26 protein-coding genes, 2 tRNA genes and 2 pseudogenes are annotated in these 26348 nt (G+C 41.9%); 17 read left to right on the top strand and 13 right to left on the bottom strand.

The features are described from left to right. Positions 1 to 192 (bottom strand): hypothetical protein (locus tag P4361_RS07925; RefSeq protein ID WP_328088921.1); only part of this gene is annotated, 192 nt, incomplete at its 3' end. Between the two features lie 510 nt (positions 193 to 702). On the opposite strand from P4361_RS07925, the gene P4361_RS07930 reads away from it, so the two are divergent. From P4361_RS07930 to tsaD, 9 genes are all read left to right on the top strand, one after another. Then, a complete protein-coding gene (locus P4361_RS07930) occupies positions 703 to 1845 on the top strand; it encodes an aminotransferase class I/II-fold pyridoxal phosphate-dependent enzyme (RefSeq protein WP_328088922.1) in 1143 nt (380 codons plus the stop codon). 101 nt (positions 1846 to 1946) lie between these two features. Beyond that, positions 1947 to 3329 (top strand): amino acid permease, encoded by a 1383-nt coding sequence (locus P4361_RS07935; protein ID WP_328088924.1) that lies wholly within the window; start codon positions 1947 to 1949, stop codon positions 3327 to 3329. A gap of 284 nt (positions 3330 to 3613) precedes the next feature. Continuing rightward, positions 3614 to 3690 (top strand) — tRNA-Met (locus P4361_RS07940). Positions 3691 to 3725: 35 nt separating this feature from the next. Continuing rightward, positions 3726 to 3801, top strand: a tRNA-Asp gene (locus P4361_RS07945). A 252-nt stretch (positions 3802 to 4053) separates the two neighbouring features. After that, complete coding sequence (gene thiL, locus P4361_RS07950) at positions 4054 to 5037, top strand: thiamine-phosphate kinase (RefSeq protein ID WP_328088926.1); 984 nt, start codon at positions 4054 to 4056, stop codon at positions 5035 to 5037. A 9-nt stretch (positions 5038 to 5046) separates the two neighbouring features. Continuing rightward, positions 5047 to 5502: a tRNA (adenosine(37)-N6)-threonylcarbamoyltransferase complex ATPase subunit type 1 TsaE gene (gene tsaE / locus P4361_RS07955; protein WP_328088929.1), complete on the top strand. Its 456-nt coding sequence runs from the start codon at positions 5047 to 5049 to the stop codon at positions 5500 to 5502. Beyond that, positions 5499 to 6191: a tRNA (adenosine(37)-N6)-threonylcarbamoyltransferase complex dimerization subunit type 1 TsaB gene (gene tsaB, locus P4361_RS07960; RefSeq protein WP_328088931.1), complete on the top strand. Its 693-nt coding sequence runs from the start codon at positions 5499 to 5501 to the stop codon at positions 6189 to 6191. The genes tsaE and tsaB overlap by 4 nt, the downstream gene beginning before the upstream one ends. 9 nt (positions 6192 to 6200) lie before the next feature. Further along, a complete protein-coding gene (gene rimI, locus P4361_RS07965; RefSeq protein WP_328088933.1) occupies positions 6201 to 6650 on the top strand; it encodes a ribosomal protein S18-alanine N-acetyltransferase in 450 nt (149 codons plus the stop codon). After that, positions 6650 to 7666: a tRNA (adenosine(37)-N6)-threonylcarbamoyltransferase complex transferase subunit TsaD gene (gene tsaD, locus P4361_RS07970; protein WP_328088936.1), complete on the top strand. Its 1017-nt coding sequence runs from the start codon at positions 6650 to 6652 to the stop codon at positions 7664 to 7666. The genes rimI and tsaD overlap by 1 nt, the downstream gene beginning before the upstream one ends. A gap of 306 nt (positions 7667 to 7972) precedes the next feature. Here the strand turns inward: tsaD and P4361_RS07975 are convergent, their stop codons facing one another. Continuing rightward, the gene (locus P4361_RS07975) at positions 7973 to 9910 is read right to left on the bottom strand and encodes an ABC-F family ATP-binding cassette domain-containing protein (protein ID WP_328088937.1); all 1938 of its coding nucleotides are present in this window, start codon (positions 9908 to 9910) and stop codon (positions 7973 to 7975) included. Positions 9911 to 10140: 230 nt separating this feature from the next. Here P4361_RS07975 and moaC point away from each other — a divergent pair, with 230 nt between their 5' ends. The 5 genes from moaC (at position 10141) to solA (ending at position 13654) form a co-directional block, all read left to right on the top strand. Beyond that, positions 10141 to 10629 (top strand): cyclic pyranopterin monophosphate synthase MoaC, encoded by a 489-nt coding sequence (gene moaC / locus P4361_RS07980; protein WP_062239988.1) that lies wholly within the window; start codon positions 10141 to 10143, stop codon positions 10627 to 10629. A 49-nt stretch (positions 10630 to 10678) separates the two neighbouring features. Continuing rightward, positions 10679 to 11326 (top strand): redox-sensing transcriptional repressor Rex, encoded by a 648-nt coding sequence (locus P4361_RS07985; protein ID WP_328088940.1) that lies wholly within the window; start codon positions 10679 to 10681, stop codon positions 11324 to 11326. A gap of 33 nt (positions 11327 to 11359) precedes the next feature. Further along, positions 11360 to 11551, top strand: coding sequence for a twin-arginine translocase TatA/TatE family subunit (locus P4361_RS07990; RefSeq protein ID WP_053356072.1), 192 nt, complete (start codon positions 11360 to 11362; stop codon positions 11549 to 11551). 17 nt (positions 11552 to 11568) lie between these two features. Beyond that, positions 11569 to 12339, top strand: a complete 771-nt coding sequence (gene tatC, locus P4361_RS07995; RefSeq protein ID WP_328088941.1) for a twin-arginine translocase subunit TatC — start codon at positions 11569 to 11571, stop codon at positions 12337 to 12339. A 181-nt stretch (positions 12340 to 12520) separates the two neighbouring features. Further along, the gene (gene solA, locus P4361_RS08000; RefSeq protein WP_328088942.1) at positions 12521 to 13654 is read left to right on the top strand and encodes an N-methyl-L-tryptophan oxidase; all 1134 of its coding nucleotides are present in this window, start codon (positions 12521 to 12523) and stop codon (positions 13652 to 13654) included. Positions 13655 to 13696: 42 nt separating this feature from the next. Here the strand turns inward: solA and P4361_RS08005 are convergent, their stop codons facing one another. Further along, positions 13697 to 13897 carry a DUF4305 domain-containing protein gene (locus tag P4361_RS08005; protein WP_091010476.1) on the bottom strand — a complete coding sequence of 67 codons (201 nt, stop codon included), beginning with the start codon at positions 13895 to 13897 and terminating at the stop codon, positions 13697 to 13699. Continuing rightward, positions 13897 to 14610, bottom strand: coding sequence for a CPBP family intramembrane glutamic endopeptidase (locus P4361_RS08010; protein WP_062239968.1), 714 nt, complete (start codon positions 14608 to 14610; stop codon positions 13897 to 13899). The genes P4361_RS08005 and P4361_RS08010 overlap by 1 nt, the downstream gene beginning before the upstream one ends. A 247-nt stretch (positions 14611 to 14857) precedes the next feature. On the opposite strand from P4361_RS08010, the gene groES reads away from it, so the two are divergent. Both groES and groL read left to right on the top strand, forming a co-directional pair. Beyond that, complete coding sequence (gene groES / locus P4361_RS08015) at positions 14858 to 15142, top strand: co-chaperone GroES (protein WP_053356067.1); 285 nt, start codon at positions 14858 to 14860, stop codon at positions 15140 to 15142. A gap of 136 nt (positions 15143 to 15278) precedes the next feature. Further along, positions 15279 to 16919 (top strand): chaperonin GroEL, encoded by a 1641-nt coding sequence (groL, locus tag P4361_RS08020; RefSeq protein WP_091010473.1) that lies wholly within the window; start codon positions 15279 to 15281, stop codon positions 16917 to 16919. A gap of 106 nt (positions 16920 to 17025) precedes the next feature. On the opposite strand, the pseudogene P4361_RS08025 reads toward groL, so the two are convergent. The 8 genes and pseudogenes from P4361_RS08025 to P4361_RS08060 form a co-directional block, all read right to left on the bottom strand. Further along, positions 17026 to 17268: pseudogene (locus P4361_RS08025) on the bottom strand (tyrosine-type recombinase/integrase); the annotation flags it as partial. Between the two features lie 831 nt (positions 17269 to 18099). Then, on the bottom strand, positions 18100 to 18696 hold the full coding sequence (locus P4361_RS08030; RefSeq protein WP_328088945.1) for a hypothetical protein: 597 nt from the start codon (positions 18694 to 18696) through the stop codon (positions 18100 to 18102). 49 nt (positions 18697 to 18745) lie between these two features. After that, a complete protein-coding gene (locus P4361_RS08035) occupies positions 18746 to 20707 on the bottom strand; it encodes a hypothetical protein (protein ID WP_328088946.1) in 1962 nt (653 codons plus the stop codon). After that, a complete protein-coding gene (locus P4361_RS08040; RefSeq protein ID WP_328088948.1) occupies positions 20704 to 21345 on the bottom strand; it encodes a hypothetical protein in 642 nt (213 codons plus the stop codon). Before P4361_RS08040 ends, P4361_RS08035 begins: the two co-directional genes overlap by 4 nt. Continuing rightward, positions 21342 to 22961, bottom strand: a complete 1620-nt coding sequence (locus P4361_RS08045) for a VPA1262 family N-terminal domain-containing protein (protein WP_328088949.1) — start codon at positions 22959 to 22961, stop codon at positions 21342 to 21344. Before P4361_RS08045 ends, P4361_RS08040 begins: the two co-directional genes overlap by 4 nt. Positions 22962 to 23127: 166 nt before the next feature. Further along, on the bottom strand, positions 23128 to 23454 hold the full coding sequence (locus tag P4361_RS08050) for a hypothetical protein (RefSeq protein ID WP_328088951.1): 327 nt from the start codon (positions 23452 to 23454) through the stop codon (positions 23128 to 23130). A gap of 145 nt (positions 23455 to 23599) precedes the next feature. Continuing rightward, on the bottom strand, positions 23600 to 24295 hold the full coding sequence (locus tag P4361_RS08055) for a hypothetical protein (RefSeq protein WP_328088952.1): 696 nt from the start codon (positions 24293 to 24295) through the stop codon (positions 23600 to 23602). A 619-nt stretch (positions 24296 to 24914) separates the two neighbouring features. Next, positions 24915 to 25169, bottom strand: a pseudogene (locus P4361_RS08060) (tyrosine-type recombinase/integrase); the annotation flags it as partial. 78 nt (positions 25170 to 25247) lie between these two features. On the opposite strand from P4361_RS08060, the gene P4361_RS08065 reads away from it, so the two are divergent. Beyond that, positions 25248 to 25403, top strand: coding sequence for a hypothetical protein (locus tag P4361_RS08065; RefSeq protein ID WP_328088954.1), 156 nt, complete (start codon positions 25248 to 25250; stop codon positions 25401 to 25403). Between the two features lie 69 nt (positions 25404 to 25472). On the opposite strand, the gene P4361_RS08070 is transcribed toward P4361_RS08065, so the two are convergent. Then, positions 25473 to 26273, bottom strand: a complete 801-nt coding sequence (locus P4361_RS08070; RefSeq protein ID WP_289474888.1) for an SDR family NAD(P)-dependent oxidoreductase — start codon at positions 26271 to 26273, stop codon at positions 25473 to 25475. Positions 26274 to 26348: the final 75 nt, after the last annotated feature.

Here is a 26348-nt window from a genome sequence, read left to right on the forward strand (position 1 = left end):
TTTTTTGTATGTTCTTTTTTTGACAATGATGGGTTTTGCATGTAAAGGCTGAAAAGTCGCACGTAAAGTCTCCATTCCCGCATGTAAACCCTTCAAAGTCGCACGTAAAAGGGCCGAAGCCGCATGTAAACCCACCAAACCCGCAAGTAACGCTCCCGGACAACAAAGCAGAACCTTCAAAACCGTATCCATTAGCCACAAAAAGATGATTTTCAAAGAGAAAACGAAAAAATAAAGCCTATACAAACTAATTACTTATTTTATTTTTCATAAAACCATCGAGGGATCAACCAAATAAGTATGAAAATGACGTGATATGCAAGTAAATCTTGTCGAATCGCAAGTAACGGGTGTGAAATCGCAAGTAAACGCTGTCGAACCGCAAGTAAACGAGTCAAAGCCGCAAGTAAACCAACCAAACCCGCAAGTAACGATCCAAATCGCCCAGGGAAAGATCGCCTAAATACCTCATCTGACCTCGAACCCTCCTTGAATCCTCATATATACATCAAAAAGAAGCCACCCCATAGGGGGAACCCCAGAAAATCTATAAAAACAAACCCTAATTAGTTCTTTTTCTTCAATAAACCCCTTTCCACACACCAGCCAACGCAGCATCTCTGCAATTTATTAAAAACACACATAACTCTTCTACAGCAGATATGGTATGATAGGTGAAATTATGGCTGAAGAGGTGTTAGCATGAAGGATAAAAAGTTTGATACAAAAGCTGTTCATTTTAGTACAATCCGGGAGTCGGAAGTGGCAAGCAAGGTACAGCCTATTTACCAAACCACTGCCTATTCATTTAAAGACCTGGATGACATTGAAGATTATTTCAGAGGAAACAAGCCGTACTTGTATTCACGGGTGGATAATCCGAACAATGATGATTTAGCTACGGGAGTGGCACGGCTGGAGGGAGCACCATCAGGAGCAGCGACGTCTTCTGGACTCTCAGCGATTTTATGTGCGGTGCTTGCAGTTGCGCAAAGCGGAGATCATATTGTTGCCTGTGATGATCTATATGGCGGTACATACCATCTGTTTGCTTCAGAATTGAAGACGTTTGGCATTGAAGTCACGTTTGTCCCGTTTGCGGATCAGCAGTCCATTCAAGAAGCCATACAGCCCAATACAAAGATCTTATACTCTGAATCCATTACTAATCCATTGCTTAGAGTAGAGGACATTCACGGGATAGCAGAGCTGGCCAAGAAAAATAAAGTCATCTCGATGATTGATAATACATTTGCTACTCCATACCTTCTTCAGCCGTATGTGCAGGGTGTGAACGTAGTCATACATAGTGCGACAAAATATATTGCAGGACATAGTGATGTAACAGCGGGAATCATTGCAGGGGATCAGGACATTGTCCAAAAAGCCAAAGAAAAGATGGCGAACCTTGGATGTAATCTCGGCCCTTTTGATGCGTGGCTGGCGGCCAGGGGATTAAAGACTTTGAGCGTAAGAATGGAACGGCAAGTGAAGAACGCAGCTTGGTTAGCAGAGGTTTTGAAGGAACATCCAGCCATTAAAAAGGTATATTATCCTGAGTCGGTCAGCATGCAAGGCAACGGAGCGATTGTTACTGCTGAGCTGAGTGATGATGCCGATATTGAAGGGTTTTTCCGCCACTTATCATGGGTTAAAATCGTTGCAACGCTGGCAGGTGTGGAGACGAGTGTGTCCTATCCGCTAGGGACTTCTCATCGAGCCATGCCGGACGAGCTTATAAAAAGACTGGGGATTACGAAACATGTAGTAAGGATTTCGGTTGGCATTGAAGATAAGGGGGACATTACCGAAGTCTTCCAAAACGCCCTTAATCATGCGCTGTAAGGGAATTTATGGTAAATTATCAGATTTGTCGAATTTGTGAGAATGTGCTAGAATAGCTATGAAAGCGCTTTACAAAGACAGCAAGGAGGACAACAAGATATATGAAGCAACAACAAGAATTACACCGTGGATTGGAATCAAGACATATCACATTAATGTCACTTGGTGCCGCAATTGGTGTTGGGTTATTTTTGGGTTCTGCTAATGCTATAAAGCTTGCTGGTCCTGCTATACTCGTTGCCTATACGATTGCGGGCGCCGTCATGTTTTTGATTATGAGAGCCCTTGGAGAAATGGCGATTCATAATCCTGTAGCCGGCTCATTCAGCCGATACGCAAAAGATCACCTTGGACCGCTTTCAGGGTATATCACCGGCTGGAACTACTGGTTTTTATGGGTGGTTACCTGTATGGCCGAAATTACAGCTGTCGGAATCTATATGGAAAAATGGTTTCCAGATGTACCATCATGGATATGGGCACTGTCTGCATTGGTGATCATGGCTGCGGTCAACTTAATCACCGCAAAAGCCTATGGAGAATTTGAATTTTGGTTTGCTTTAATTAAGATTGTCGCTATTATCGTTTTGATTGTTACAGGTCTAGGCATTATTATATTCGGTTTTGGGAATCACGGAATTGCTACAGGGATCAGCAACCTCTGGAATCATGGAGGATTTGCTCCTCATGGAGTTAAAGGTATTTTAATGTCCATGCAGATGGTCATGTTCGCCTTCTTGGGCATTGAGATGATTGGTGTCACGGCTGGAGAAGTTAAAAACCCGAAAAAGGTACTTGCCCGTGCAATTGACACTGTGTTTTGGAGAATTTTACTATTCTACGTGGGTGCACTTTTTGTTATCATGTCCATCTACCCGTGGAATGAAATTGGTACTACTGGAAGCCCATTTGTTTTGACCTTTGATAAAATCGGTATTGCCCAAGCCGCTGGAATCATCAACTTTGTTGTTTTGACAGCAGCCCTTTCCAGCTGTAACAGCGGTATTTTCAGCACAGGACGCATGCTGTTCAATCTGGCTGAGCAGGAGCAGGCGCCGGCCGGCATGAAAAAAATCAGCCGCACCGGTGTTCCGTCAAAGGCAATCCTTGTATCTTCAGGAGTCCTATTGATCGGGGTTATTCTGAATTATCTCTTCCCGGGATCTAAAGTGTTTGTATGGATTACAAGTATCTCTACATTCGGAGCAATATGGACTTGGGGAACCATTCTCTTGTCCCAGATGAAGTTCAGAAAGTCGTTATCACCGCAAGAACTTAAAGAATTGAAGTACAAAACACCACTGTGGCCTTATGGATCTTATATTGCTTTAGCCTTTTTGCTGATGGTGGTAGGAATCATGGGGTACTTTAAAGAAACACGAATCGCTCTTATCGTTGGACCGATCTGGATTTTAGGACTAGTTGCTTTTTATTATGGAAAAGGTCTTAATAAAAAGGATAATAAAGACGAGAAAGTGGCATAATAATTTTAAGTTGCACGTCAGTAAAAATTTACTGGCGTGCAATTATACAAAAAGGGTTGTGTGATTTCAAAATTCATGATATATTAATTATTGTCGACTCAGACATAAATAAGTTCGGATGAAAAAGTCAGCCGAATACATCATATCATCGCGGGGTGGAGCAAGCCTACGACGTTGATAAAACATCTAAGTTGGCTTGTCTCGACGGATACACATTAAGTAAATGCTTGTAGAGGAAGAGACAGTCGATACTCGGACACATCGTCCGTACACATTCATATCATCGCGGGGTGGAGCAGTCTGGTAGCTCGTTGGGCTCATAACCCAAAGGTCGCAGGTTCAAATCCTGTCCCCGCAACCAATTTAATTTATCTACTCCATGAGTAAATGATAAATGGACCCGTGGTGTAGTGGTTAACATGCCTGCCTGTCACGCAGGAGATCGCCGGTTCGACCCCGGTCGGGTCCGCCATTACTTTTAAAACGTAAACGAAACAATTTGTTTCGTGTTTTTTTATGTAAAAATAGGTTTTTTCCATAAAATAAGATAAACTAATAAAAGACACATAACCCTTAGGATCATTCGATGCCTAGGGATTTTTTATAGAATGAAAAATCAAAAGGCTTTTTTGTAAAAAAAGCACAGGGATTTTAAATAGGATAGGGTATAAAATCAAAAGGCTTTTTTGTTAAAAACGACCGTGAAAGTGGAAGGGTACATACGATGAAAGATGAATTTGAGTGGATTAAAACGATTAGTCCGGCCAGCCATAAACAGTCTTCGCTTATACAAGGAATTGGGGATGACGCGGCTCTCATAAAAGGTTCAGAGCTTGATCAGATTGTATGCCTTGATACGATGGTGGAGGGCGTTCATTTCACGCAAAGCACATTGACTCCGTTTCATGTCGGCCATAAAGCGCTTGCTGCCAACATTAGCGATATTGCTGCAATGGGTGGTATACCTCTCTTTTACTTGGTTTCTATTTCTATTCCGCCTTCATGGGAGGAGGGGAAGCTGTCTCAGATCTACAAGGGGATGGCTGCACTTGCTGAAGAATATGATATGGATCTGATCGGCGGCGATACCGTTTCTACGAAAGGTCCTCTTGTTTTATCTGTGACCGTATTGGGCCAGGTAGAGCAAGGAAGGAAGCTTTTGAGAAGCAACGCTGAACCTGATGATGTTGTTTTTGTATCAGGCCCGGTCGGAGATTCTGCGGGTGGATTGTCCCTGCTTTTAGAACGGTCCCACCATGGTGAATTCAGCACAGAGGAAGCTCTCCTTGTCAAAGAGCATCAGCTTCCTTTGCCACAAGTGGGGGCAGGGAGGATCTTGGCGAAGTCCAATAGACGAGTGGCGCTGAACGATATCAGTGATGGCGTGGCCAGCGAAGCAAATGAGATCGCAGAAGCGAGCGGTGTTTCGATCACACTTTTTCATGATAAACTTCCAAAAAGTGCAGCCATCCAGTACTATCCCAGCAAGATGCAGGACGAATGGATGCTGTTTGGCGGAGAAGATTACAAACTGATCGGGACGATGTCTCCGGATGCCTTTCCTGAAGTGCAGGCGGCTTGCGAAAAAGCCGGAATTTGTTTAACGGTGATCGGACGGGTAACAAAAGGGATGCCCGGTGTGCTGCTGAACAGAGGAACTTCGGTTGAAAAACTGTCGAAAGCGGGATATAACCATTTTTCTGATTGAGGTGCAAGTATGGAACAACTTTTAATAACAACAGCTTCTCCTGAAGAAACGAGTGAGCTTGCTGAGAAGCTTGGAACCTTGCTTGGGCCGGGGGATGTGCTTACTCTTGAAGGAGATCTTGGTGCAGGTAAAACGACATTCACAAAAGGTCTTGCCAAGGGTCTGGGTGTAAAGCGGGTGGTCAATTCACCGACATTCACCATCATTAAAGAATATAAGGGGCGTCTGCCTTTTTATCATATGGATGTATATCGTTTGGAAGACAGCGATGAAGATTTGGGATTTGAGGAATATTTTGAAGGTGAAGGAGTAACGGTGGTGGAATGGGCACAGTTCATTGCTGACCGGCTTCCGGAAGACCGGCTGAATATTGAGATCCACCGCACGGGAGACGAAAAAAGGGAATTGAAATTTCACCCTGCAGGCGAACGATTTATTACGATATGTAAGGAGTTAGGAAAATGAAGGCCTTAGCCATAGATACATCGAACCTCGTCATGGGTATTGCTGTGGTTGATGGAGAGAAAGTCATTGGGGATTATACGACGAACTTGAAAAAGAATCACTCCATCCGGGTTATGCCGGCGATTCATGATTTATTGAAGGAAATGAATATGAAGCCAGCCGATCTGGACCGGATCATTACGGCGAAAGGGCCGGGATCGTATACAGGAGTAAGAATCGGGGTAACAATCGCGAAAACGCTGGCCTGGGCGCTGAAAAAGGAGCTCGCAGGTGTTTCCAGTCTTGAGGTCTTGGCTCAAAACGGAAAATACTTCAATGGCTATGTCTGCCCGTTGTTTGACGCCAGGAGGACCCAGCTATATACAGGCTTGTATGGCTGTGAAGAAGGCAGCTTTCAAGCGGTAAAAGAGGACCGGCTTGCATTGAGGACCAATTGGCTTGAAGAATTGAAAAGCCTGGAGAAACCGGTACTGTTTTTGGGAAACGATTTAGAGCTGCATAAAGAAAGTATTCTAGAAGAGCTCGGTGATCAGGCTGTGTTCGGTACGTCAGCTGATCATAACCCGCGCCCGTCTGAACTGGCACGAATCGGCATGGGGAAGGAACCAGAATCTGTCCATCATTTTGTTCCCAGCTACCTTCAGCTTGCAGAAGCAGAAGTGAATTGGCTGGCGGCACAGAAGAAGTAGGTGCAGACCATGGAGGAGACATACACATACAGGTTGGCGACTGTCAATGACCTGCAGGATATCATTGAAATCGAACACGCTTCCTTTACTCTGCCTTGGACACAGGAAGCTTTTTATAATGAGATTGTCCATAATCAGTTTGCCTACTACCTTTTACTAGAGACGGATGGGAAAATTGTTGGGTACTGCGGTGTTTGGGTCATTATAGATGATGCCCATATTACAAATGTGGCGATCCGCCCTGAATACAGAGGCAAGAAGCTTGGGGAAGCAATCATGAAGCAGGCGATGATACTGGCGAAGCGTTATGGTTCAGCAAGGCTCAGCCTTGAAGTCAGGGTCAGCAACTATGTAGCACAAAATTTATACCGCAAGCTTGGTTTTCAGGGTGGCGGTATCAGAAAAAATTATTACAGCGATAATGGGGAAGACGCTTTAGTGATGTGGGTGATGCTTTGATGAAACAGGATGAAATTATACTGGCGATTGAAACGAGCTGTGATGAAACAGCGGTCGCGCTCGTGAAAAATGGAACAGAAATTATGGCAAATGTAGTCGCTTCACAAATTGAAAGCCATAAGCGTTTTGGCGGAGTCGTGCCTGAAGTGGCATCACGCCATCATGTTGAACAGATTACAGTAGTGATGGAAGAAGCGCTTCAGAATGCGGGAATTACAATGGAAGACGTGTCGGCGGTTGCCGTTACAGAGGGACCAGGACTCGTGGGGGCGCTTTTGATCGGTGTGAATGCGGCGAAAGCCTTGGCATTTGCCCATGATCTTCCGCTCGTACCGGTTCATCATATCGCCGGGCATATCTATGCCAACCGGCTGATCACTGAGATGGAGTTCCCGCTGCTTGCTCTTGTTGTTTCCGGGGGCCATACTGAGCTTGTTCTGATGAAGGAGCATGGCTCGTTTGAAGTGATCGGTGAGACGAGAGATGACGCAGCTGGAGAGGCCTATGACAAAGTAGCGCGTACCTTGAACCTTCCGTATCCGGGAGGACCGCACATTGATCGGCTTGCGCAGGATGGAGAACCCGTCCTTAACCTGCCCCGTGCCTGGCTGGAAGCAGACTCTTATGATTTTAGCTTCAGCGGCTTAAAGTCAGCTGTTATCAATACCGTCCACAATGCGGCGCAGCGCGGAGAGATCATTAAGCCTGAAGATCTGGCGGCGAGCTTTCAGGCATCGGTCATTGATGTGCTTGTAGAAAAAACCGCACGTGCTGCGCGTGAGCATCATGTGAAACAGGTGCTCTTAGCAGGCGGTGTAGCAGCGAATAAAGGATTAAGAGCGGCGCTGGAAGCTAAGTTCAGCGATCTTCCATATGAGCTCATTATTCCTCCACTCAACTTATGCACAGATAATGCTGCTATGATCGCAGCAGCCGGCAGTATTGCCTATCAAAAAGGAAAAAGAGCAGACTGGGCACTCAATGGTGTACCAGGTCTCGATTTAGAGGCACAATAACGTAAGAATCCCTTCTACATGTGAGAAGGGATTTTTTTTGTTGAGGCATTTTAGTGCTTTAGAGAGATGTGGACAAAGTTATCCACAAGACAGGGGATAATGTGAATAAATGAAAAAAAAGCAATAAAACTGCTTTCTATGCCTGTGCATAAAATAATGTGGATAACATTTTATGAAACTGTGGATAATGTGTATAACTATGTTGATGAAAGAGTTATTATCTATAAAAGCTGTGCATAACCTTGTGGATACTGTGAATTATCGCAAAATAAAAACAACGGTGCCTGGCACCGCTGTTGTGAATCATTATTCTTCTTCGAGCTGGAGCAGTTCCCATTCTTCCAAAAGATGCTCAGTTTCTGCTTTGATCTGTTCGATCTTTTCATTATGTTCCTGCGTTTTCTCATAATCCTGGTAAACGGCGGGATCACATAACGCTTCTTCATGAACAGCCTGCTCGGTTTCAAGCTTCTCCAAGAGGGTCTCTATTTCTTCAATTCTCCTCTGCCGCTTTCGGTCCTCGCGTTTAGCCGCCTTGTCCTGTTTATACGCTCCGGCTGAGGCGGGTTCATCCGCTTGCGGGGAGGAAGGGAGACTTTTGTTTTTTAGTTCTTCACGTTCTCGCGTCTCGGTTTTTTTCGCAATATAATAATCATAGTCACCGAGATAATTTGTAATTTTCGTCCGTGAAAGCTCAGCGACCTTGGTAGCAATCCGATTGATAAAATAACGGTCATGAGAAACGAAAACTATAGTACCGGGAAAATTGATGAGTGCCTGTTCAAGAACTTCTTTGCTGTCGAGATCCAGATGGTTTGTCGGTTCGTCCAATAACAGGAGGTTGGCTTTTTGCATCATCAGTTTAGCCAGAGCAAGCCGGGCTTTTTGGCCGCCGCTCAGCTCATTGACATACTTGAGTACGTCATCCCCGCTGAACAGAAAGTTGCCTAGAACGGTTCGGATTTCTTTTTCCGTTTTGTCCGGATACTCGTCCCAGAGTTCGTTCAGCAAAGTTTTATTGGAGCTGAGGTTCGCCTGCTCTTGTTCATAATGGCCGATTTTCACATTTGCGCCGTAAGCGATGTTTCCTTCCAATAAAGGCAGCTGTTTTAAGATGGCCTTTAAAAGAGTGGACTTTCCGATGCCGTTTGGTCCAACAAGCGCGACGCTGTCCTGGCGGGAAACATGATAGTCAATGTTAGTGATGAGCGGCACACCGTCCTCATAACCGGTAGCGACCTGTTCAAGCTTTAATACGTCATTGCCGCTTTGGCGTTCTATATCGAACAAGAAGGAAGCGGACTTTTCATCACCAAGCGGCTTGTCCATGACTTCCATTTTCTCAAGCTGCTTTCTGCGGCTCTGTGCACGTTTAGTGGTAGAGGCCCGGACGAGGTTTTTTTGAACAAAATCCTGAAGCTTGACGATCTCATCCTGTTGCTTCTCATAGGCTTTCATATCCAGTGCAAGGCGTTCTGCTTTTTGTTCCAGATACTGCGTGTAGTTGCCTTTAAACTTGGAAGAGCGATGGCGGGAGATCTCATAGACCGTCGTCACGATTTTATCCAGGAAGTAGCGGTCATGCGAGACGAGCAGGATCGCGCCGGGATAGGACTGCAAATATTGCTCAAGCCATGAGAGTGTTTCAATGTCCAGGTGGTTGGTCGGCTCGTCCAGTATTAAAAGGTCTGGCTTTGTAAGGAGCAGTTTAGCCAGCGCAAGGCGTGTTTTCTGCCCTCCGCTTAATGTCTGCACGGGAGTTGACGGGTCAAACCCGCTGAATTGAAAGCCGTGAAGTACCGTGCGGATGTCCGATTCGTATTGATAGCCGCCTGCTTCCTTGAACTGAATCTGCAGTTCATCATACTCTTTTAGCAGTTTATTGTAGGCTGCTTCATCTGCGGTCAGCGCAGGTTCGCCCATTCGGCTCTCCATGCTGCGCAGCTGCTTTTCCATCTTCCGAAGCGGCTCGAATACGCTGATCATCTCATCCCAGATGGACAGTTCGGATTCAAGGCCAGTGTCCTGGGCTAGATAACCGGCTCGGACGCCTTTTGGCATGATCAGCTGTCCTGAATCGTAGGACATGTCACCGGTAATGATTTTTAAAAGCGTGGATTTGCCTGCTCCATTTCTTCCGACAAGCGCGATTCTGTCGCGGGTTTGGACTTCCAGCTTAATATTCGATAAAATAGGGTCAGCCCCAAATGATTTTGTTAAGTCATTCACTTGCAAAATAATCAATGTATAGTCACCTCAAATTCCTATCGACGAATAACAAGGTTCACAGACTGAATGCGATATGAGATGCTGCTCGATTAGCCTGTATTGCTGAATTCTGTCTACTCTTAGTGTAGCTTACATAAGCGAAGCGGAGCAACTAATCAATGTTCAACATTTCGTTAGAATTAAAGTGCAAATCATCCGCCATAGATTTCAAAGATAGTGTATATTCTAGGAAGAAGGAGAAGGTTATGGAATCTTTTACGCATTTTAACGAACAAGGAAGAGCGAAAATGGTAGACATCTCCGAAAAGGATGCGACGGTCCGTACAGCTGCAGCCAGAAGCTCAATCGCTGTTAACAAGGAAATCTACACAAAAATATCAGAAGGCTCGTTTCGTAAAGGCGATGTCCTTGCCGTTGCGCAGGTCGCAGGCATTATGGCAGCGAAAAAAACATCCGACTGGATTCCAATGTGCCATCCTCTGTCCCTGACGGGTGTAGATATTACGTTTCAATGGGAAGAAGAAAATAAAGAACAGTACAGGCTGCATATTGAAGCAGCCGTGAAAACAAAAGGCAATACCGGTGTTGAAATGGAAGCTTTGACTGCAGCAAGTGCCGCAGCGTTAACCGTTTATGACATGTGCAAGGCCGTGGATAAGGGAATGATCATTGGACCAACCTTTTTGCAGAGCAAAACCGGCGGAAAAAACGGGGATTTTCAACGTACCACTTAAAAAATATGGTAAACTGTAGATAAGCTTTCTGATAGTGGAGGGCTCTAATATGAATCAGGAACAGATAAAAATACCGCAGGCAACTGCCAAGAGGCTTCCGCTTTATTACCGTTTTCTAAAAAACCTTTCCATTTCAGGAAAGCAGCGGGTATCTTCTGCAGAGCTTAGCGAAGCAGTAAAAGTAGACTCAGCAACGATCAGAAGGGATTTTTCCTACTTCGGTGCTCTCGGGAAAAAGGGTTACGGCTACAACGTAAACTATCTTTTATCTTTTTTCCGGAAAACGCTTAACCAGGATGAAGTAACAAATGTTGCTTTGATTGGCGTTGGAAATTTAGGGACCGCTTTCTTGCACTATAACTTTATAAAAAACAATAATACAGTCATCCAGGTCGCTTTTGACGTGGATCCGGCCAAGGTAGGAAAAGAAGTAGCTGGAGTTCCGATCCATTCCATCGACAACATAGTAGCGGAGCTTCAGGAAAGTGATGTAGAAGTCGCCATCCTGACCGTTCCAGTGGGCTCTGCCCAGTTTATTGCCGACCAGCTCGTTCGGGCTGGGATCAAAGGCATCTTGAACTTTACACCTGCGCGCCTGACACTGCCGGCCGAGATCAGGGTGCATCATATTGATTTAGCAGTGGAATTGCAGTCTTTGATTTATTTTATGAAACATTACCCATCAGTTGATTTATAGATTTTCCATTTTGCAGTAAAGGAGGTGTCTGGAATGATTGGAGCAGGTAGTGCAGTGTTTATCGCCGCGGCCGCATTAGTCGTATTTGGACCGAAAAAGCTTCCGGAACTTGGACGGGCAGCAGGAAAAACGTTAAGAGAATTTAAAAATGCGACACAGGGACTCATGGATGATCATGATAACGACAAGAAAGAAAAAGAGTCTCTCCAAAACGAACAGAAGTAGCAGTTAGGATGAACAAAATGACAGATAAAAACATGCCGGTCTACGACCATTTGGGTGAATTGAGAAACCGTATCGTCATTACGGCCGTTTTCTTTTTTCTCTTTATGGTTGTGGGTCTCTTTTTTGCCAAGCCCGTCATTGTTTATTTGCAAAGTGACAATGTAGCAAAAGACATCCAGATGAACGCGTTTAATCTTACCGATCCTCTGAAGGTATATATAGATTTTGCTTTTATTATTGCGCTTTTGCTATCCCTGCCGGTGGCGCTCTATCAAATATGGGCTTTTATCAGCCCCGGTCTTTTTGAAAATGAAAGAAAAGTAACACTCTCTTACATTCCGATTTCCTTTCTGCTGTTTGCAGCCGGACTGAGCTTCGGCTACTTCATTCTGTTTCCGCTCGTCGTTCATTTCATGTCGAACATTGCGAATTCGCTGAATGTCGAAGGGGAATATGGGATTAACGAGTATTTTTCATTTTTGTTCAGTTTAATACTGCCGTTTGGTTTGTTGTTTCAGTTTCCGGTCCTTGTCATGTTCTTAACAAGGCTTGGGCTTGTTACTCCTCATTTTTTACGAAAGATCAGGAGATTCGCTTATTTTGGAATTATCGTTGTGGCAGGTCTGATCAGTCCTCCAGAACTGATTTCACACTTGACCATCACCGTTCCGCTCATCATTCTGTATGAGATCAGTATTTTAATTTCGGCCAATGCCTATAAAAAGCGGCTGAAGGCAGAAGATGAGGCTATGCTTGATCTTGAATTGGAAAAGACACATCTCGATTAATGAGGTGTGTTTTTTTACTAGAAAGCTTTGCATAGATGTAATGTCTAGCTCCAGCGTCCAAGTCCTCGAGGTCGCTTCACTCTTACTTCACAACACAAAAAGCGTGTTGCTGTGTAAGAGCTCCAGCGCTTGTCGGACTTTAGCAGGGCGCTTGCGCTTTTCTATATGGAGGTAATAAATCATGCACTATGATGTTATTGTCATTGGAGCCGGTTCTATGGGAATGGCGGCAGGATCTTTTTTATCGAAGAGCGGAAAAAGAACCTTATTGTTAGATTCATATGATCCACCGCACAACAAAGGCAGCCACCACGGGGATACAAGAATGATAAGGTATGCGTACGCAGAGGGAGAAGAGTATGTTCCGTTCGTTCTGAAAGCACGGGAGTTGTGGAGAGACCTGGAGAAAGAGACAGGCAAAGAGCTGTTTCTTCAAACAGGCGTCTTGAATGCCGGGGATCATCAATCCAAATTCGTTCAGAATATTATCTCCAGTTCAAAGACTTATTCTCTGCCTCTTGAAGTGTTGTCTTCGCATGAAGTGAACGAGCGGTGGCCGGGAATGACATTGCCTGAAAACTATATAGGATGCTATGAGCCAACGTCCGGAGTGCTAAAATGCGAGGAATGTATCGAAGCTTATCGAGAGCTTGCAGAAAAGTACGGAGCAGAGGTTCTGACCAATCAAAAGGTTAAAGAAGTATATATATACGGCGAGAAAGTAACTGTTAGGACGGAGGAACAGATATTTTCTTCAGATGCCCTGGTTGTTTCGGCAGGAGCGTGGTCTGGGCCTCTCCTTGCCAAGCTAAAGCTGAATCTTCCTCTTACACCGGTGAGAAAAACATTTGCCTGGTTCGATGCCCATGAAGAATTGTATAACTCCCAATCCTTTCCATCCTTTGCTGTAGATACACCTCAAGGTCTTTATTACGGCTTCCCAAGCATCAACGGTTCGGGGCTAAAGACGGGGCGGCATGATGGAGGCGACCGAATCAATCCGGATGAGGCATTAGCGCTTTTTGGTGAACAAGAGGAAGATGAATCCGATCTCGTTGGTTTTTTGAACCGCTATATGCCAAAAAGCGGGCCGTTGAAATACGGTAAAACCTGTATGTACACCATGACGCCAGATGAAAAATTCATCGTCGATTTACATCCGAACCATCCGAACGTGGCCATTGCTTCAGGCTTTTCAGGACATGGTTTTAAATTCAGCTCTGCAGTAGGCCGGGTTTTAAGTGAATTAATCATAGCGGGAAAGAGTGAACAAGATATTTCTTCATTTTCCATCCGCCGATTTGAAAAGAAGTAAATAAAAAAGCCGGTTCCTTTAAAAGAGGACCGGTTTTTTGTGTTACTTTTTGTATTTTTTAATGTGGCGGTGCAGCCTGTAGTACTTGATCGCGTTGGCAAAATCGAAGGTAGCCACAAGCATGGTAACCAGGGTCCAGATCCCGGTGACGCCGTATTCATTGGAATAATGAATGGCGAGCCAGGTGAAAAGGATGCCCATGACAGTATATAAACCGCTCATAAAAAATGGTGATGTTCTCATTAGAAAAGTCCCCCAATAATCATCTGCATTTTCTCCGCTTTATCCTGCAAGTCATTGATCTTATCAGCAAAAACCACCTGTACGAGCATGACGAGGGTATTCATGGAGACATGGGCGACAATGGGAACGAGCAAGCGTTTTGTCCGTACATACAGGAATGCAAATACAAATCCCATGGCTGTATAAACGAGCAGATGGGTGAAATCAAAGTGTACCGCTGCGAAAATCAGTGAGCTGATAAGCGCTGCGATCACAAAGTTAAACCGTTTATACAGGCTCCCGAAAATAATTTTTCGGAAAATGATCTCTTCCAGGATCGGACCGGCAATGGAGGTCACGACCATAAAGTAAGGAGTGAGTTTCGCAATCTTAACGAGCATTTGAGTATTTTCAGAGCCTGGCTTAATGCCAAGCAGTTTTATTTCAATAAGTCCGGCAATAATCTGCGCCCCATAAGCCATGAAGATTCCGAGAATGGCCCAGCCGACAGCGGATGAACGGGATACGCGCCCTCCTCTTAAGGAAGGGTCTTTCATGTCGGGAATGAGGAGAAGAAGAACGATCACAAGAGCAGCGAGAAAGCTGATGGTTCCCCAAAGTCCGGCCCAGTGATCCCTTGGAATGCCAAGAGAGTTCAAGAGGGGGTAACCGACATAGCCTGACAGCTGCATCAGTACATAAGTGAGTACAATCCATAAGTAACGCTTCGTCAATGTATATTACTCCTTTAGTTAGGTTCGGTATGGTCATGTCTTCAGCATTCCCATGTATCTCCCTATTCTAACATAGATTGCTTGAAAACATGGCATGGGACCCCCTTCATAAATTTTTCTTAAAACCATCAGGTCTATACTTGCAAAGTGGAAAAAAATTATTTATTATAGGAAATGGAGTTAGCACTCGTTAAATCAGAGTGCTAATAAATTTAAACTTTCTATTATTTTGAGGAGGGTGTTTCACTTGTTAAAGCCACTAGGTGATCGTATTGTGATTGAGCTTGTAGAAGGTGAAGAAAAGACTGCAAGCGGAATCGTTTTACCAGACTCTGCAAAGGAAAAGCCGCAAGAAGGCAAAGTTGTTGCAGTAGGTACAGGCCGCGTAACTGAGCAAGGAGAACGCGTAGCGCTAGAAGTCTCTGAGGGAGATTCTATCATCTTTTCAAAATACGCAGGAACAGAAGTGAAGTATCAAGGTAAAGAGTACCTTATTCTTCGTGAAACAGACGTATTGGCTGTCATCGGCTAATCGCAAACCTACAAATTGAATAGCTACTACATAACAGCTCTTTTTTAAAAGCCGATCAACCGCTTTAAAAAAAGCTGAATCAGTAGCTTTAACGTAATTAACCAAAAAATTTAATCTTTATAGGAGGGTTTTACACATGGCTAAAGACATTAAGTTCAGTGAAGACGCTCGTCGCGCAATGCTTCGCGGTGTAGATGCACTTGCAAATGCAGTAAAAGTAACGCTTGGACCAAAAGGACGCAACGTCGTTCTAGAGAAAAAATTCGGTTCACCTCTTATCACAAATGACGGTGTAACGATCGCAAAAGAAATCGAGCTTGAAGATGCTTTCGAAAACATGGGTGCAAAATTGGTTGCTGAAGTAGCAAGCAAAACAAACGATGTTGCCGGTGACGGAACTACAACAGCGACTGTTCTTGCTCAAGCCATGATCCGTGAAGGATTGAAAAACGTAACTTCCGGCGCTAACCCAATGGTTCTTCGCAAAGGAATTGAAAAAGCTACAGCAGTAGCCGTTCAAGAACTTCAAAAGATCTCCAAGCCGATCGAAGGCAAAGAGTCTATCGCTCAAGTTGCTGCCATCTCTGCAGCTGACGATGAAGTAGGCCAATTGATCGCTGAAGCTATGGAGCGCGTTGGAAACGACGGCGTTATCACAATTGAAGAATCTAAAGGATTCACTACTGAGCTTGAAGTGGTTGAAGGTATGCAGTTCGACCGTGGATATGCATCTCCATACATGGTAACCAACTCTGACAAAATGGAAGCGGTTCTTGAGAATCCTTACATCTTGATCACAGACAAAAAGATCACAAACATTCAGGAAATCCTTCCTGTATTAGAGCAAGTGGTTCAACAAGGCAAGCCATTGTTGCTTGTTGCTGAAGATGTTGAAGGTGAAGCTCTTGCTACATTAGTAGTAAACAAACTTCGCGGAACATTCAACGCAGTAGCTGTTAAAGCTCCTGGCTTCGGTGACCGCCGTAAAGCTATGCTTGAAGACATCGCGATCCTTACTGGCGGTGAAGTGATTACTGAAGAGCTAGGACTTGACCTTAAGTCTGCGAACATCAGCCAACTCGGAACAGCTTCTAAAGTGGTTGTAACGAAAGAAAACACAACAATCGTTGAAGGTGCTGGCGAGTCTGACAAAATTGCAGGCCGCGTAACACAAATCCGTTCTCAATTAGAAGAAACTACTTCTGAGTTCGATAAAGAAAAACTTCAAGAGCGTTTAGCTAAATTAGCTGGCGGGGTAGCGGTAATCAAAGTTGGTGCAGCTACAGAAACTGAGCTGAAAGAGCGTAAACTTCGCATTGAAGATGCCCTTAACTCTACTCGTGCAGCAGTAGAAGAAGGAATCGTATCCGGTGGTGGTACTGCACTAGTGAACGTTGTTCGTGCACTTGCAGCTGTTGAAACTTCCGGTGACGAAGCAACTGGTGTGAAAATCGTTCTTCGCGCATTGGAAGAGCCAGTTCGCCAAATCGCACACAACGCTGGTCTTGAAGGATCTGTAGTTGTTGAGCGCTTGAAAAACGAAGAAATCGGAATTGGATTCAACGCAGCTACTGGCGAATGGGTAAACATGTTCGAATCCGGTATCGTTGACCCAACGAAAGTAACTCGTTCTGCACTTCAAAACGCTGCATCTGTATCAGCAATGTTCCTAACAACAGAAGCTGTTATCGCTGACAAGCCAGAAGAAAACGCTGGCGGAGCTGGCATGCCTGACATGGGCGGCATGGGCATGGGCGGAATGGGCGGCATGATGTAAGAAGGGGTTTTAACTCCTGATATATCAACGTTAAAACCATCAAAGAGGAATTATTGTCCTCGGTTTTGTCCTCGTAGACATAGCATAATAAGAGAAAAGCTAATTATTAGAGAAGGTCTTTCATCAGTTTACTAAACTGTTGGGAGGCCTTTTCTTCCATATTGGCGGTCATATGAGCGTAAATGTTCATTGTAGTATTGATGTCTGAGTGGCCTAAACGTTGCTGAATCTCTTTAATACCGACCCCTGCCTCAATTAATAAAGAGGTATGTGTATGCCTAAAAGAGTGGGGAGTAATATTTTTTTCAATTCCTGTTTTTTTGAGCAACCGTTTAAGCCTAGTTTCAATGACCTTTCTCAATTGTGGATGGCACCACAACACAAGTAAAAGTACGATAATGCTTATTTAATTACGATGACGAAAAAAGCGCCCTTCTTAGGACGCTTTTTTTTGTTATTACCAGTTTTAAAAGCGGCCAGAGATATCCATTGAACAACTTTATAATGAGTTGTTACTTGTTAAATAGAAAATTAATAAAATGAAGTAAGCCTTTATCATTTGATGAAATTGCCAAAGGATAAACTTTGTTCATCCATTCTTCAAAAAAATCGCTCCATTTAAAATTTAAATAATTACTTGACGGGAAGCTTGGAGTAATACGGGAATAGGGAGTATCTTTGGTAATGGATATGTACAACCATTGTTCTCCGACGTCATGCTTATATCTAGAAGTGTTAAAGTTGTTGTGTTGAATGGCAAATGGCTGGTATTCGATATCCTTTTTATCTGTTAATGTTTCCTGGAAGTTCTTAAACTCAATATATAGTTTCCAATGTACGCCTGAAGAATCTTTTAGGTGTATAAATGCGTCAAGGGATCCTTTTTTTGACGCTCCTCCTAATGATGGGGGTTTTGTAGTCCAATTCACTTCAGTATCGTAGTCAATTAATTGAAACTCATCATTTCGATATTTTTCCTAAAGATGGTGAAATAAGATTTTGTAGGTTTTTTTTGTACTTAGTTTAAAGTTATACTGTGGAGTAGTGATCATGTCTCTCCATGTTTTTTCCGATAGTTTCTTAAACAGGGATTGGTGATTACTAGCAATGAAGTTAGGTTTCAAATATCCATAAGCCAAATCACGGGCATCCTCACTGACAGAGTAATCCGGTTGGCTTTTTAACACACTCTAAATAAAAGATATTGTTGAAATGGCACATGACTAAATAGAGAACGTCCAAATTTTTTATGGGGCTGCAGGAAGCTGTGAAATGTACTGGCCTGTATACCCGAGGTGTAATTCTCTAAAACTGTACATACTAGCCATAAAAGATGTGAGTTTCCATCTACTTTACCAGCACTAAATTTAATAAACTGCATAATTTCATGATCTTTTTGATTTTTTTGGTTTAAATATAGTGTAACTGCCTCATCAATCATAGGATCAACTAAAAGTGCTGCTTTTATATCTACATAAGATTGAGCTAGTGTCTTCCCAGTTCGTACTTTATGTGTATATACTTGGTTCCACACAGGTATAATCTTCTCTGGCATTATAATATTTTCAATAATAACCTCACCAAAAGGTACTTTAATACTATTTTTATTCTGCCTTAGGAAGGCGAAGCCCAGAGTGGGAGTTGGATTGCTGTGTAAAAAATCTTCTACATGAGCTTTATTAAACGTACGTAAAGGGTACTCAAGAATAAGTTTTTTTTCATATTTGTATGTAAAGAATTTAGATGCTTCGAAAGGTAAAAACAAAACGGTATCCATATTGCCACCTCATTGCCTTAGGTTTTTAGTGATGAGAGAGTAACTTGTTCTACTGCGGTTCTGTGTGATCTATATCAGGAGTCAGTTTTTTGTATTCATTTAAATACCAATTTATTTCATTAATTTCGCTGTTATAGCGAGAGCGAATCAATGGGAATAATTCAACAAAACGGATTTGCAACTTTTTCTGTACGCCAATATCCAGCTCTGCCTGTGCGTCGGTCATCCGTAAGTTATGGCGTAATACTTGCAGGCAAAGAATTATATGCTTTAGATAATCTAAATTAATTACAGCCTCTTCAGCCATTTTCACAAAATCAAATGGAAGTACTAATTTTAACCTTGCCCAAACCTGAATAAGAAGTGTATCAAAAACATCAGAGTGGTCGTCACCCATATGACGAACGGTTGTATGAGTTTTGTTCCATAGAAATTTGTAAAATACATTAGTGCCTTCTTGTTCATTAGCTATCATCCATTCTGATGCCATGGCTGCAACAATAAGCACATGGGAAACCCTAGACCTTGATTTGTAAAAATTATTAGAGTTAAATCGCCAGCCCTCGAAAGGTGTTCTTATAAAAGAATATAAGCCTTCCAATTCTTGAAGAGGATTAGCACACGAACATAATAGTCCTGCCAGCATCCAAGCTAGGTTATGCTCATCAGAAAATTCCTCAAAGGTAGTGGACCAAGAAAAATGTTCTGATTTAAGCCAATCCTTATATGCGGCCCAAATTTTTTCTCTTACTTCTGAAAATTGCTGCTCTGTTAAATCTGAGGCAAATAAGATAAGTATTGAACCAAGAATAGCAGGTTGTTTAATGTGCCCCTCTAACAAACTTTTGATTAATGCAGGAACATTATTCAGTTGAGACAATTGGTTAACCAGTTCTGTTCGGAATTGATGTAAGGAGGACGTTTTTTTGTTGACCTTAAGATTGAGAAGTGCTGTCATTGCAGTGTTTTTACCCAACTTGTTATGTTTGATACTCAGTTGGTTAACCAGATCATGGACTCGTTTGGGAAATTCTTTATTTTTCCAAACTTCTAGCTCTTTTTCCTTCTCGATTTTAAAGTCTCTATCTTCCTCGTTCACAATCCAATTATTATTGCTTAACTGATCTAAATTGTTATAAATATTATCCCAAAGTCCCAGGGCGTGGCGCACTAATAAAACTAAAACAATATCATGTCGATTGTCTTCTGTTTTCGTTTCTTGTAACAACAATTTTATTAGATTTTCAAACAGATCTAAGTCGCGAATATCTTCAATAGCAGCGGCTTGCATCTGAATTAATGGCAAACTTGCAACCCAACGCAACCATGTGCTTTCTGATTCGCGAAACAAAAGGTCTCCCCGAATTACTAGTTTTGAAGTAAGTTCAAATTCATTATTATAATCTAGGGCTAGTTCCGCTAACTCCCAGCTGTCCCTGGCCTGACTAAAATTTCTTAGTTGTAGTTCATCAAATGATGACCATTTCTGTCTATCTCGCCATATTCCCCATGTTTCAACTAATTCTAAAGGATGATTGTGTTCAGGTAATTGAAATAGTTGCTCTTCATGGTTTTTTATAATTTCCGATGGCAGCTGGTTTTTCCATGCATTATACATACGAGGGTAGTAATAAATTATCTGAGCGAGTTCCTCCCACACGGAAAAGTCATTTTTAACGATATCAGCAAGTCGATTACCCAAGAGCTCATCAAACACCATAAAATGGCTATCATAGTCGTGGTGCCTTTGTTTATCTTGGCTAATCGCCAAATACAGATTTTGTAAAGCATTATTAATAGTGGGACTTAGTCCATTGACATGTGGGGCATCAATAGCAGAAAATTTGTTCGAATTAACTCGATTTAGGATAGTATATGCGAGCCATTCGATGAGTGGTGTCCACTGCTCTTCTGTTAGTTCCCTTCGGATGAATAAAGCCTGTTTATCTAAATCTGCACGGTGTTTTTTCATATGAACATTTGTAAATTGCAGTCGATGGTCTGTATTCATACCGTGAGTAGTCCCCCAATATATAGTAATAAGTGTTCTGACACTTGGTGATTCCAACATTCATTAAATCGTTCTCGCAACAGCAACTTTGCATCTTCTGGAACAATTTTTATAATTGCAGTAGAAGAATTGCGTTTATGGTGGTTTGTAAGGGATGCGCCAACCATATAAACATCATTGTCTATAAAAAGATATCGATCGTGAAAGGGATCAATTGACTCAGTATCGTAATATGTGTTGTAGTATTTTAATTCGATATCGAATCCCCATGACAAATATTTGGTTGACACTTCATTTATGAGATCTTGTACCCTCTTTTTTCGCGGAGCTCTTCTATCTTGTCCCCAATAAGACAGCACTTTCACCTTAACTTCATTATTAATATGCGATAATAACTTCAAGTCTTCTGATTTAACATAAGGATCCCATATCCAAACCAGGTTCTTTGCTGTAGATAACAGATATTCATATATTTCAGGTGGTTCTATAGGTTCTAACCAACGATCATAATACCAAAAATCCGAAGCTATTAAACAACGAAAGTTTTTAGGAGTGGTAACTGAAGTTTCAGTACTCGGAAGCCTAGTGCTCTCCGTTTTTGTGGAAACAGAGGAAGACGGGATTTTAGGAGAATTCACTTATCACCCCTCCTCTTATTATGTCTTTCCAGCCATTCACCAACATCAATGGTCATCTGTTCGTTCCGCCACCAGTTTTCAGCAGCACCTACCAACGGCCGAGGATCAGGGGCACGAAATAAAGTGGTTGCACGAGAGCCGAATTCATTTAGGGAACTACCTAACAAATAAACCTGCTCATCGATTACCATGAAACGGTCATGAAGCGGGCTTTTATCTTTTCCTAGCAAAGCCCTGCAGTTGATATTTAATGTACTGTCTTGCTTTGAAAGTGAAGTTAAAACTTCAGTCATTCTCTCAGCATTAAGTTTGGAGAACGCGTCATCACGGTTAATTTTTTCACGCAAGAAGTGGACCGAGCTAATTAAACGCACAGGAATGTTGCTGTAGCGAACGAATAAAGCATATTGAATAACATCATCACCTGAAAGGTAAGGATCACAAATAATACAGCGCTCTTTAACATTTCCGAGTAGCTCCCTTACTACTGATTTAGCACGTATAACAGAATCCTCTGAATTACCGGGAAAATACATGAATATCCGGTTTTGTTCCAATGCATCTAAAGCTCGACGCTCATCGCCCTTTTTCAATAATTGTTCGGGAGTTTGTTGGTCGCTTTCCTTGAAAATTGGTTGAGCGTTACTGAGCACGTCTATCTCATAGGTTTCTATTTTGTCGGTCTTAGAGTCCCTTATGTTAACCTGACGTTTCGTGCCCATAAGTGCTAAATTGGTATTTATGCTTTTAATAAAATGAGCCGCATTGTCCTCGATTATTTCTCCCTGTGCACTGAACACCCGTGTCCGTAGTCTATGAGGGGAGCATGGAATATTTACTAGCAAACGAGGAGCGTCAATCTGTTTGAAGATTGTAAAGCCTTTTGCGCTGGGCCTTTCATCAGATAGTTCTATCCATCCTCCCACGATTGATTTCCCATTACGCTCAAACATTTCTACAATAATCTGATCCTCGTGTTTAGATAAACGTTCCTCTATTTTACGTAGAATTGGGTTAGGAAAGCATAGTAAAAAGGATCCCACAAATTCGGAAAACTTTAATAAATCAATGTCTAGAAACTCTTTTGCGAACATTCCGATATTCTCAAACTCTTTTGCTGTAAATAGGCTCTCTGTCTTTTGATTGACATCTACCAATGTGCACACTCTCATTGAAGTCCTTCTTTTTGGTAAAACAGCCCCTAATGAAGATGATTCAGAAAGATTCGAAGGAATTAAAGCTGTCGTTTCATTGGCAGGTTCTTCGGTTAATTTAGCAGCTGTTTTAAGAATGAATGTTTTCCCATGAATAGTAAGTTGGCTGTTATTTATTTTGGCCGACCTGTAGAAGGCTAGTCCCTCCAATGTTGTTACATTTTGACGACTAATATAGACAGTACGGTCTTGGCTTATATTTCTTCTGGCCACCTCTAAAATGGTTCCATCAGGCAATGTAGTCTGGATGGGGTCTGAATGTTCCTGTTCTTCTGGTATAAGTTCCACAACCGTTAAAATGTTTGTTTCACGATTACCTATTTTTTCAGTCAACCACATTGTTGTTATTTCGGCTTTTACATAGTCTTTAGCTATATCATCTAGCTCAAGTTGTTTAAGCAATAAAATTCCTCCAAACATTTAAAAAGTAAGTAATTATAGCACTATAAGGAATTAAACTAATAAATTGAGTTATAAGGTTATACAATATGGACAAGGGGGGTAAAAACAATAAAAAGCTGCAAGTTTTAGCTGCTTTAAACGGAAAAAATACGATTAAGAAGGTTTCCTAATATCTTGAATAAGGCGCTTTATAATGGCGTTTGCTTGCTCTAACTCGTGAATTGAAGCCGGATTTAAGTAGTTTATGTAAGGGGTCTGTTGGGTTACCAGTTATAACGGATTTCACAAAATTAAAATCAATTGGTTTGTTGTCAAGTTGATACCCTCCTGAATTCAACCGCTTAGTAACCTCGATGCAACTGTTTGTAAATGCATATTCTTTGATGATAACTTTCTCCAAGGTATCGGCTTCATAGCTTTCAACCAAGTCAATATAAGTCTGCAGTCTTTTAATTTCTTGTTTTGCCTTTGTTACGGTGATTAACTTTGCCATCCTGAGTCCCCCTTTTAATGAAGGATTTTATTTATATAGACGCCAAAGAAGTAGGGTGTGTTATTCCAACGTTGGACAAGATCAGAGCTAAATGTGTTATAGGCGATCAGGGATTACCCATAAGAAACAATCATTATTGATGGATCTAATTAACTTCGGATTCTACAACGGATTTCGAACTAAACCATATTGTCTCACCTTGTTTGGGATATTGGTTTTTAATGCTTTCTTGAAGATTCTTTTGATGGTCAAACATTCCTAAAAAGGCCTGGCCGCGAGAGCCGGTAGGGTGGGCAACGCCTATTACTGTATGTAGAGGATATAAAAAAGTTAATGCATTATATGTAACTTTACCTACAGCGAATATGGGCCAGTTTGAAGGGAAAATTTCCATCTCTCTTTGGAGATAGAGCTGTGAGCAAGTTCTGTAGGTTTGAAAACTGAGACTACTGTGTTCTTGATCACACTGGCATTTTGCTAGTTCGGTCCATAAAATGGGACCTTTAATTTCAAGACCATTTATAAAGCGCCTCATTCTACCATAATAACCTGTAAATTCATCATCGAGGCATTGTTCCCACCATTTAAAAAAAGAGCCATATGTAACTCCATGTTCATTATAGTGTAGTTTCTCTTTTAATTTGGCTTTGCCGGGGTTCAAACCTATTATTATACATCCTATGTCGTCTAATTTTCGGTTTTTAATTTCCAACGCTAAGCATCTAGGGATTATTCCAGAATTTCTATCAATCTCAACATCATTACAGTTTTTTGTGCAGTTAACTAACTGTTCCCCAACTATGTGAACTTTTCTCATTGCTTCTTGCAAGTTAAATGCCAAAAGAATTTCCTCCTGAAATTATAGTTCTATTATTGCGTTTTATGTGGAGCATTACATTTATGAGGGTGATCATTAATAGTCAGATCCTTTTAAGGTCTTTAGTTGCATCAGTTGCACAAATTTTATCACATTTTCCGTAAGATGGTAATTAAGTATTTTTTATCACCATATTTTGACAACGATCCATTTTAAAGGTTATTATATTTGGTTTTAAAATGGTTCTAAAAAAGCCTGTCTTATCAGACTTTATTAGAACCAGTTTTTTCGTTTTTCTTCTTATTTAATTGTTAGATAAAAGAACATATATAATACGCCTCATAAAGCTGAGCTCTTTTGTATGTGAGTTGCTAAAGGTGAATGCTCCTTTGTTTCTCTTAGTTGCGAATTGCATTTGTCCTCGAACTTGTCCTCGATTAATTTTAAGACTATTTCAGAATTATTGACGTACATATTAGAAAATGTTGATATAATATGTTTTTCTAGCCTTATTTTTCTTCTGTTATCTGTCCAGATGAATGGGCGGCATGATGTAATCATCGCCCAAACCCCTTGATATATGAGGGTTTTATGTAAGAGGGGAGCGCAATGCTAACATTTTGCTAACATTTCTCTCCTAAAATTAGAGGTTTCTCATAAGTTGCGCAAACTTGTGGGAAGCCTCTTTTTTCATTTCTTTTGTAACGTGGAGGTAGACGTTCTTAGTTGTGTCGTCGTCGCAATGACCAAGTCGATCCATAATTTTAAGTAATTCAACACCTGCTTCTGCTAACAATGATGTGTGAGTGTGTCGTAATGAATATGGTGTAAGTCGTTTATTTATAGAAGGTGTTTTCTTTAACAAGCTTTGCATTCGATGTTCTATAGACTTAATAAAATTATCCATACATTTTAAATCGAAAAGAGAAACATTTAAGCATCCGTGCTTTCAGTGACAACCAAAAGCGGGAAGCCTATGAATGACAAAAGGGAATTTGTATCAAGTGTGGAAATCACTTCCCTAGGACTATTCAAAGAAAAAATCACATGCAGTTTTGGTGATACAGGATATAAAAAGGGTGATACGAAGCGTCTTTACTATCTCGGGCTGATAAAGCTTCATACAATCTAAACAAAAAAGCGGCTATCGAAAAAAGATAGCCTTTTTTGTTTGAATTTTTTTCTTAAGAATTAGCTTAATTTATATACTCGCAACCGAACCGCCATCTACCCGAAGGTTTACACCATTAATAAAGGAAGCCTGTTCGGAAGCAAGATAAACAACAGCAGACGCTGCTTCATCAACTGTTCCAGGCCGTTTTACTTCGACATGTGGACGGTTTTCCTTTAAAAATTGTTGAGTAGCTTCTTCATAGGTTATATTCAGCTGCTTCGCATTATCTTTTAATAGATTTTCCAGCATGGGTGTCATGATAAATGCTGGTGACACAGTATTCACCAGAATTCCCTGTGCGGCATACGCCTTTGATAAGCTCTTTGAAAAATTGATAATTGCTGCCTTTGAAGCATTATAATGAGGCATAAACGAATCAGGCTGAAGCCCTGATTCCGATGAAATATTAATGATGCGTCCAAATCCGGCTTTTTTCATAAAAGGGATAACTGCTTTGGTTACGCGGACAGTCCCAAATACATTCACATCAAATATATGCTGCCATGCCTCTATATCCAATGTTTCAAAATCATCAAATCCACTGGCTATTCCTGCATTATTTACGAGTATATCGAATGATTTGAAGCGGTCGATTGCAGAGGAGACCAGATCTTCCACATCAGATTGTTTCGTTAAATCCGCCTGAACGGCAAGCACATTGCCTCCCAGCTTTTCAATTTCCGCTGCTGTTTCTTTTAATGCTTCTTCACCACGGCCACAAATTACAACATTGGTGCCTTCCTTGGCAAACGCGACGGCAATTGCTTTTCCAATACCTTTACTGCCTCCTGTCACGAGTGCCGTTTTATCTTTTAATCCCAGGTTCACTTTAGATCCAATCCTTTCTATGGGCGTCTATTGTTGATTATATATTAACAATATCTTCTAGTCATAAACAAATGA

This window comes from Fictibacillus sp. B-59209 (assembly GCF_036216745.1).
GTDB classification, from domain to species: Bacteria; Bacillota; Bacilli; order Bacillales; family Fictibacillaceae; genus Fictibacillus_C; species Fictibacillus_C marinisediminis.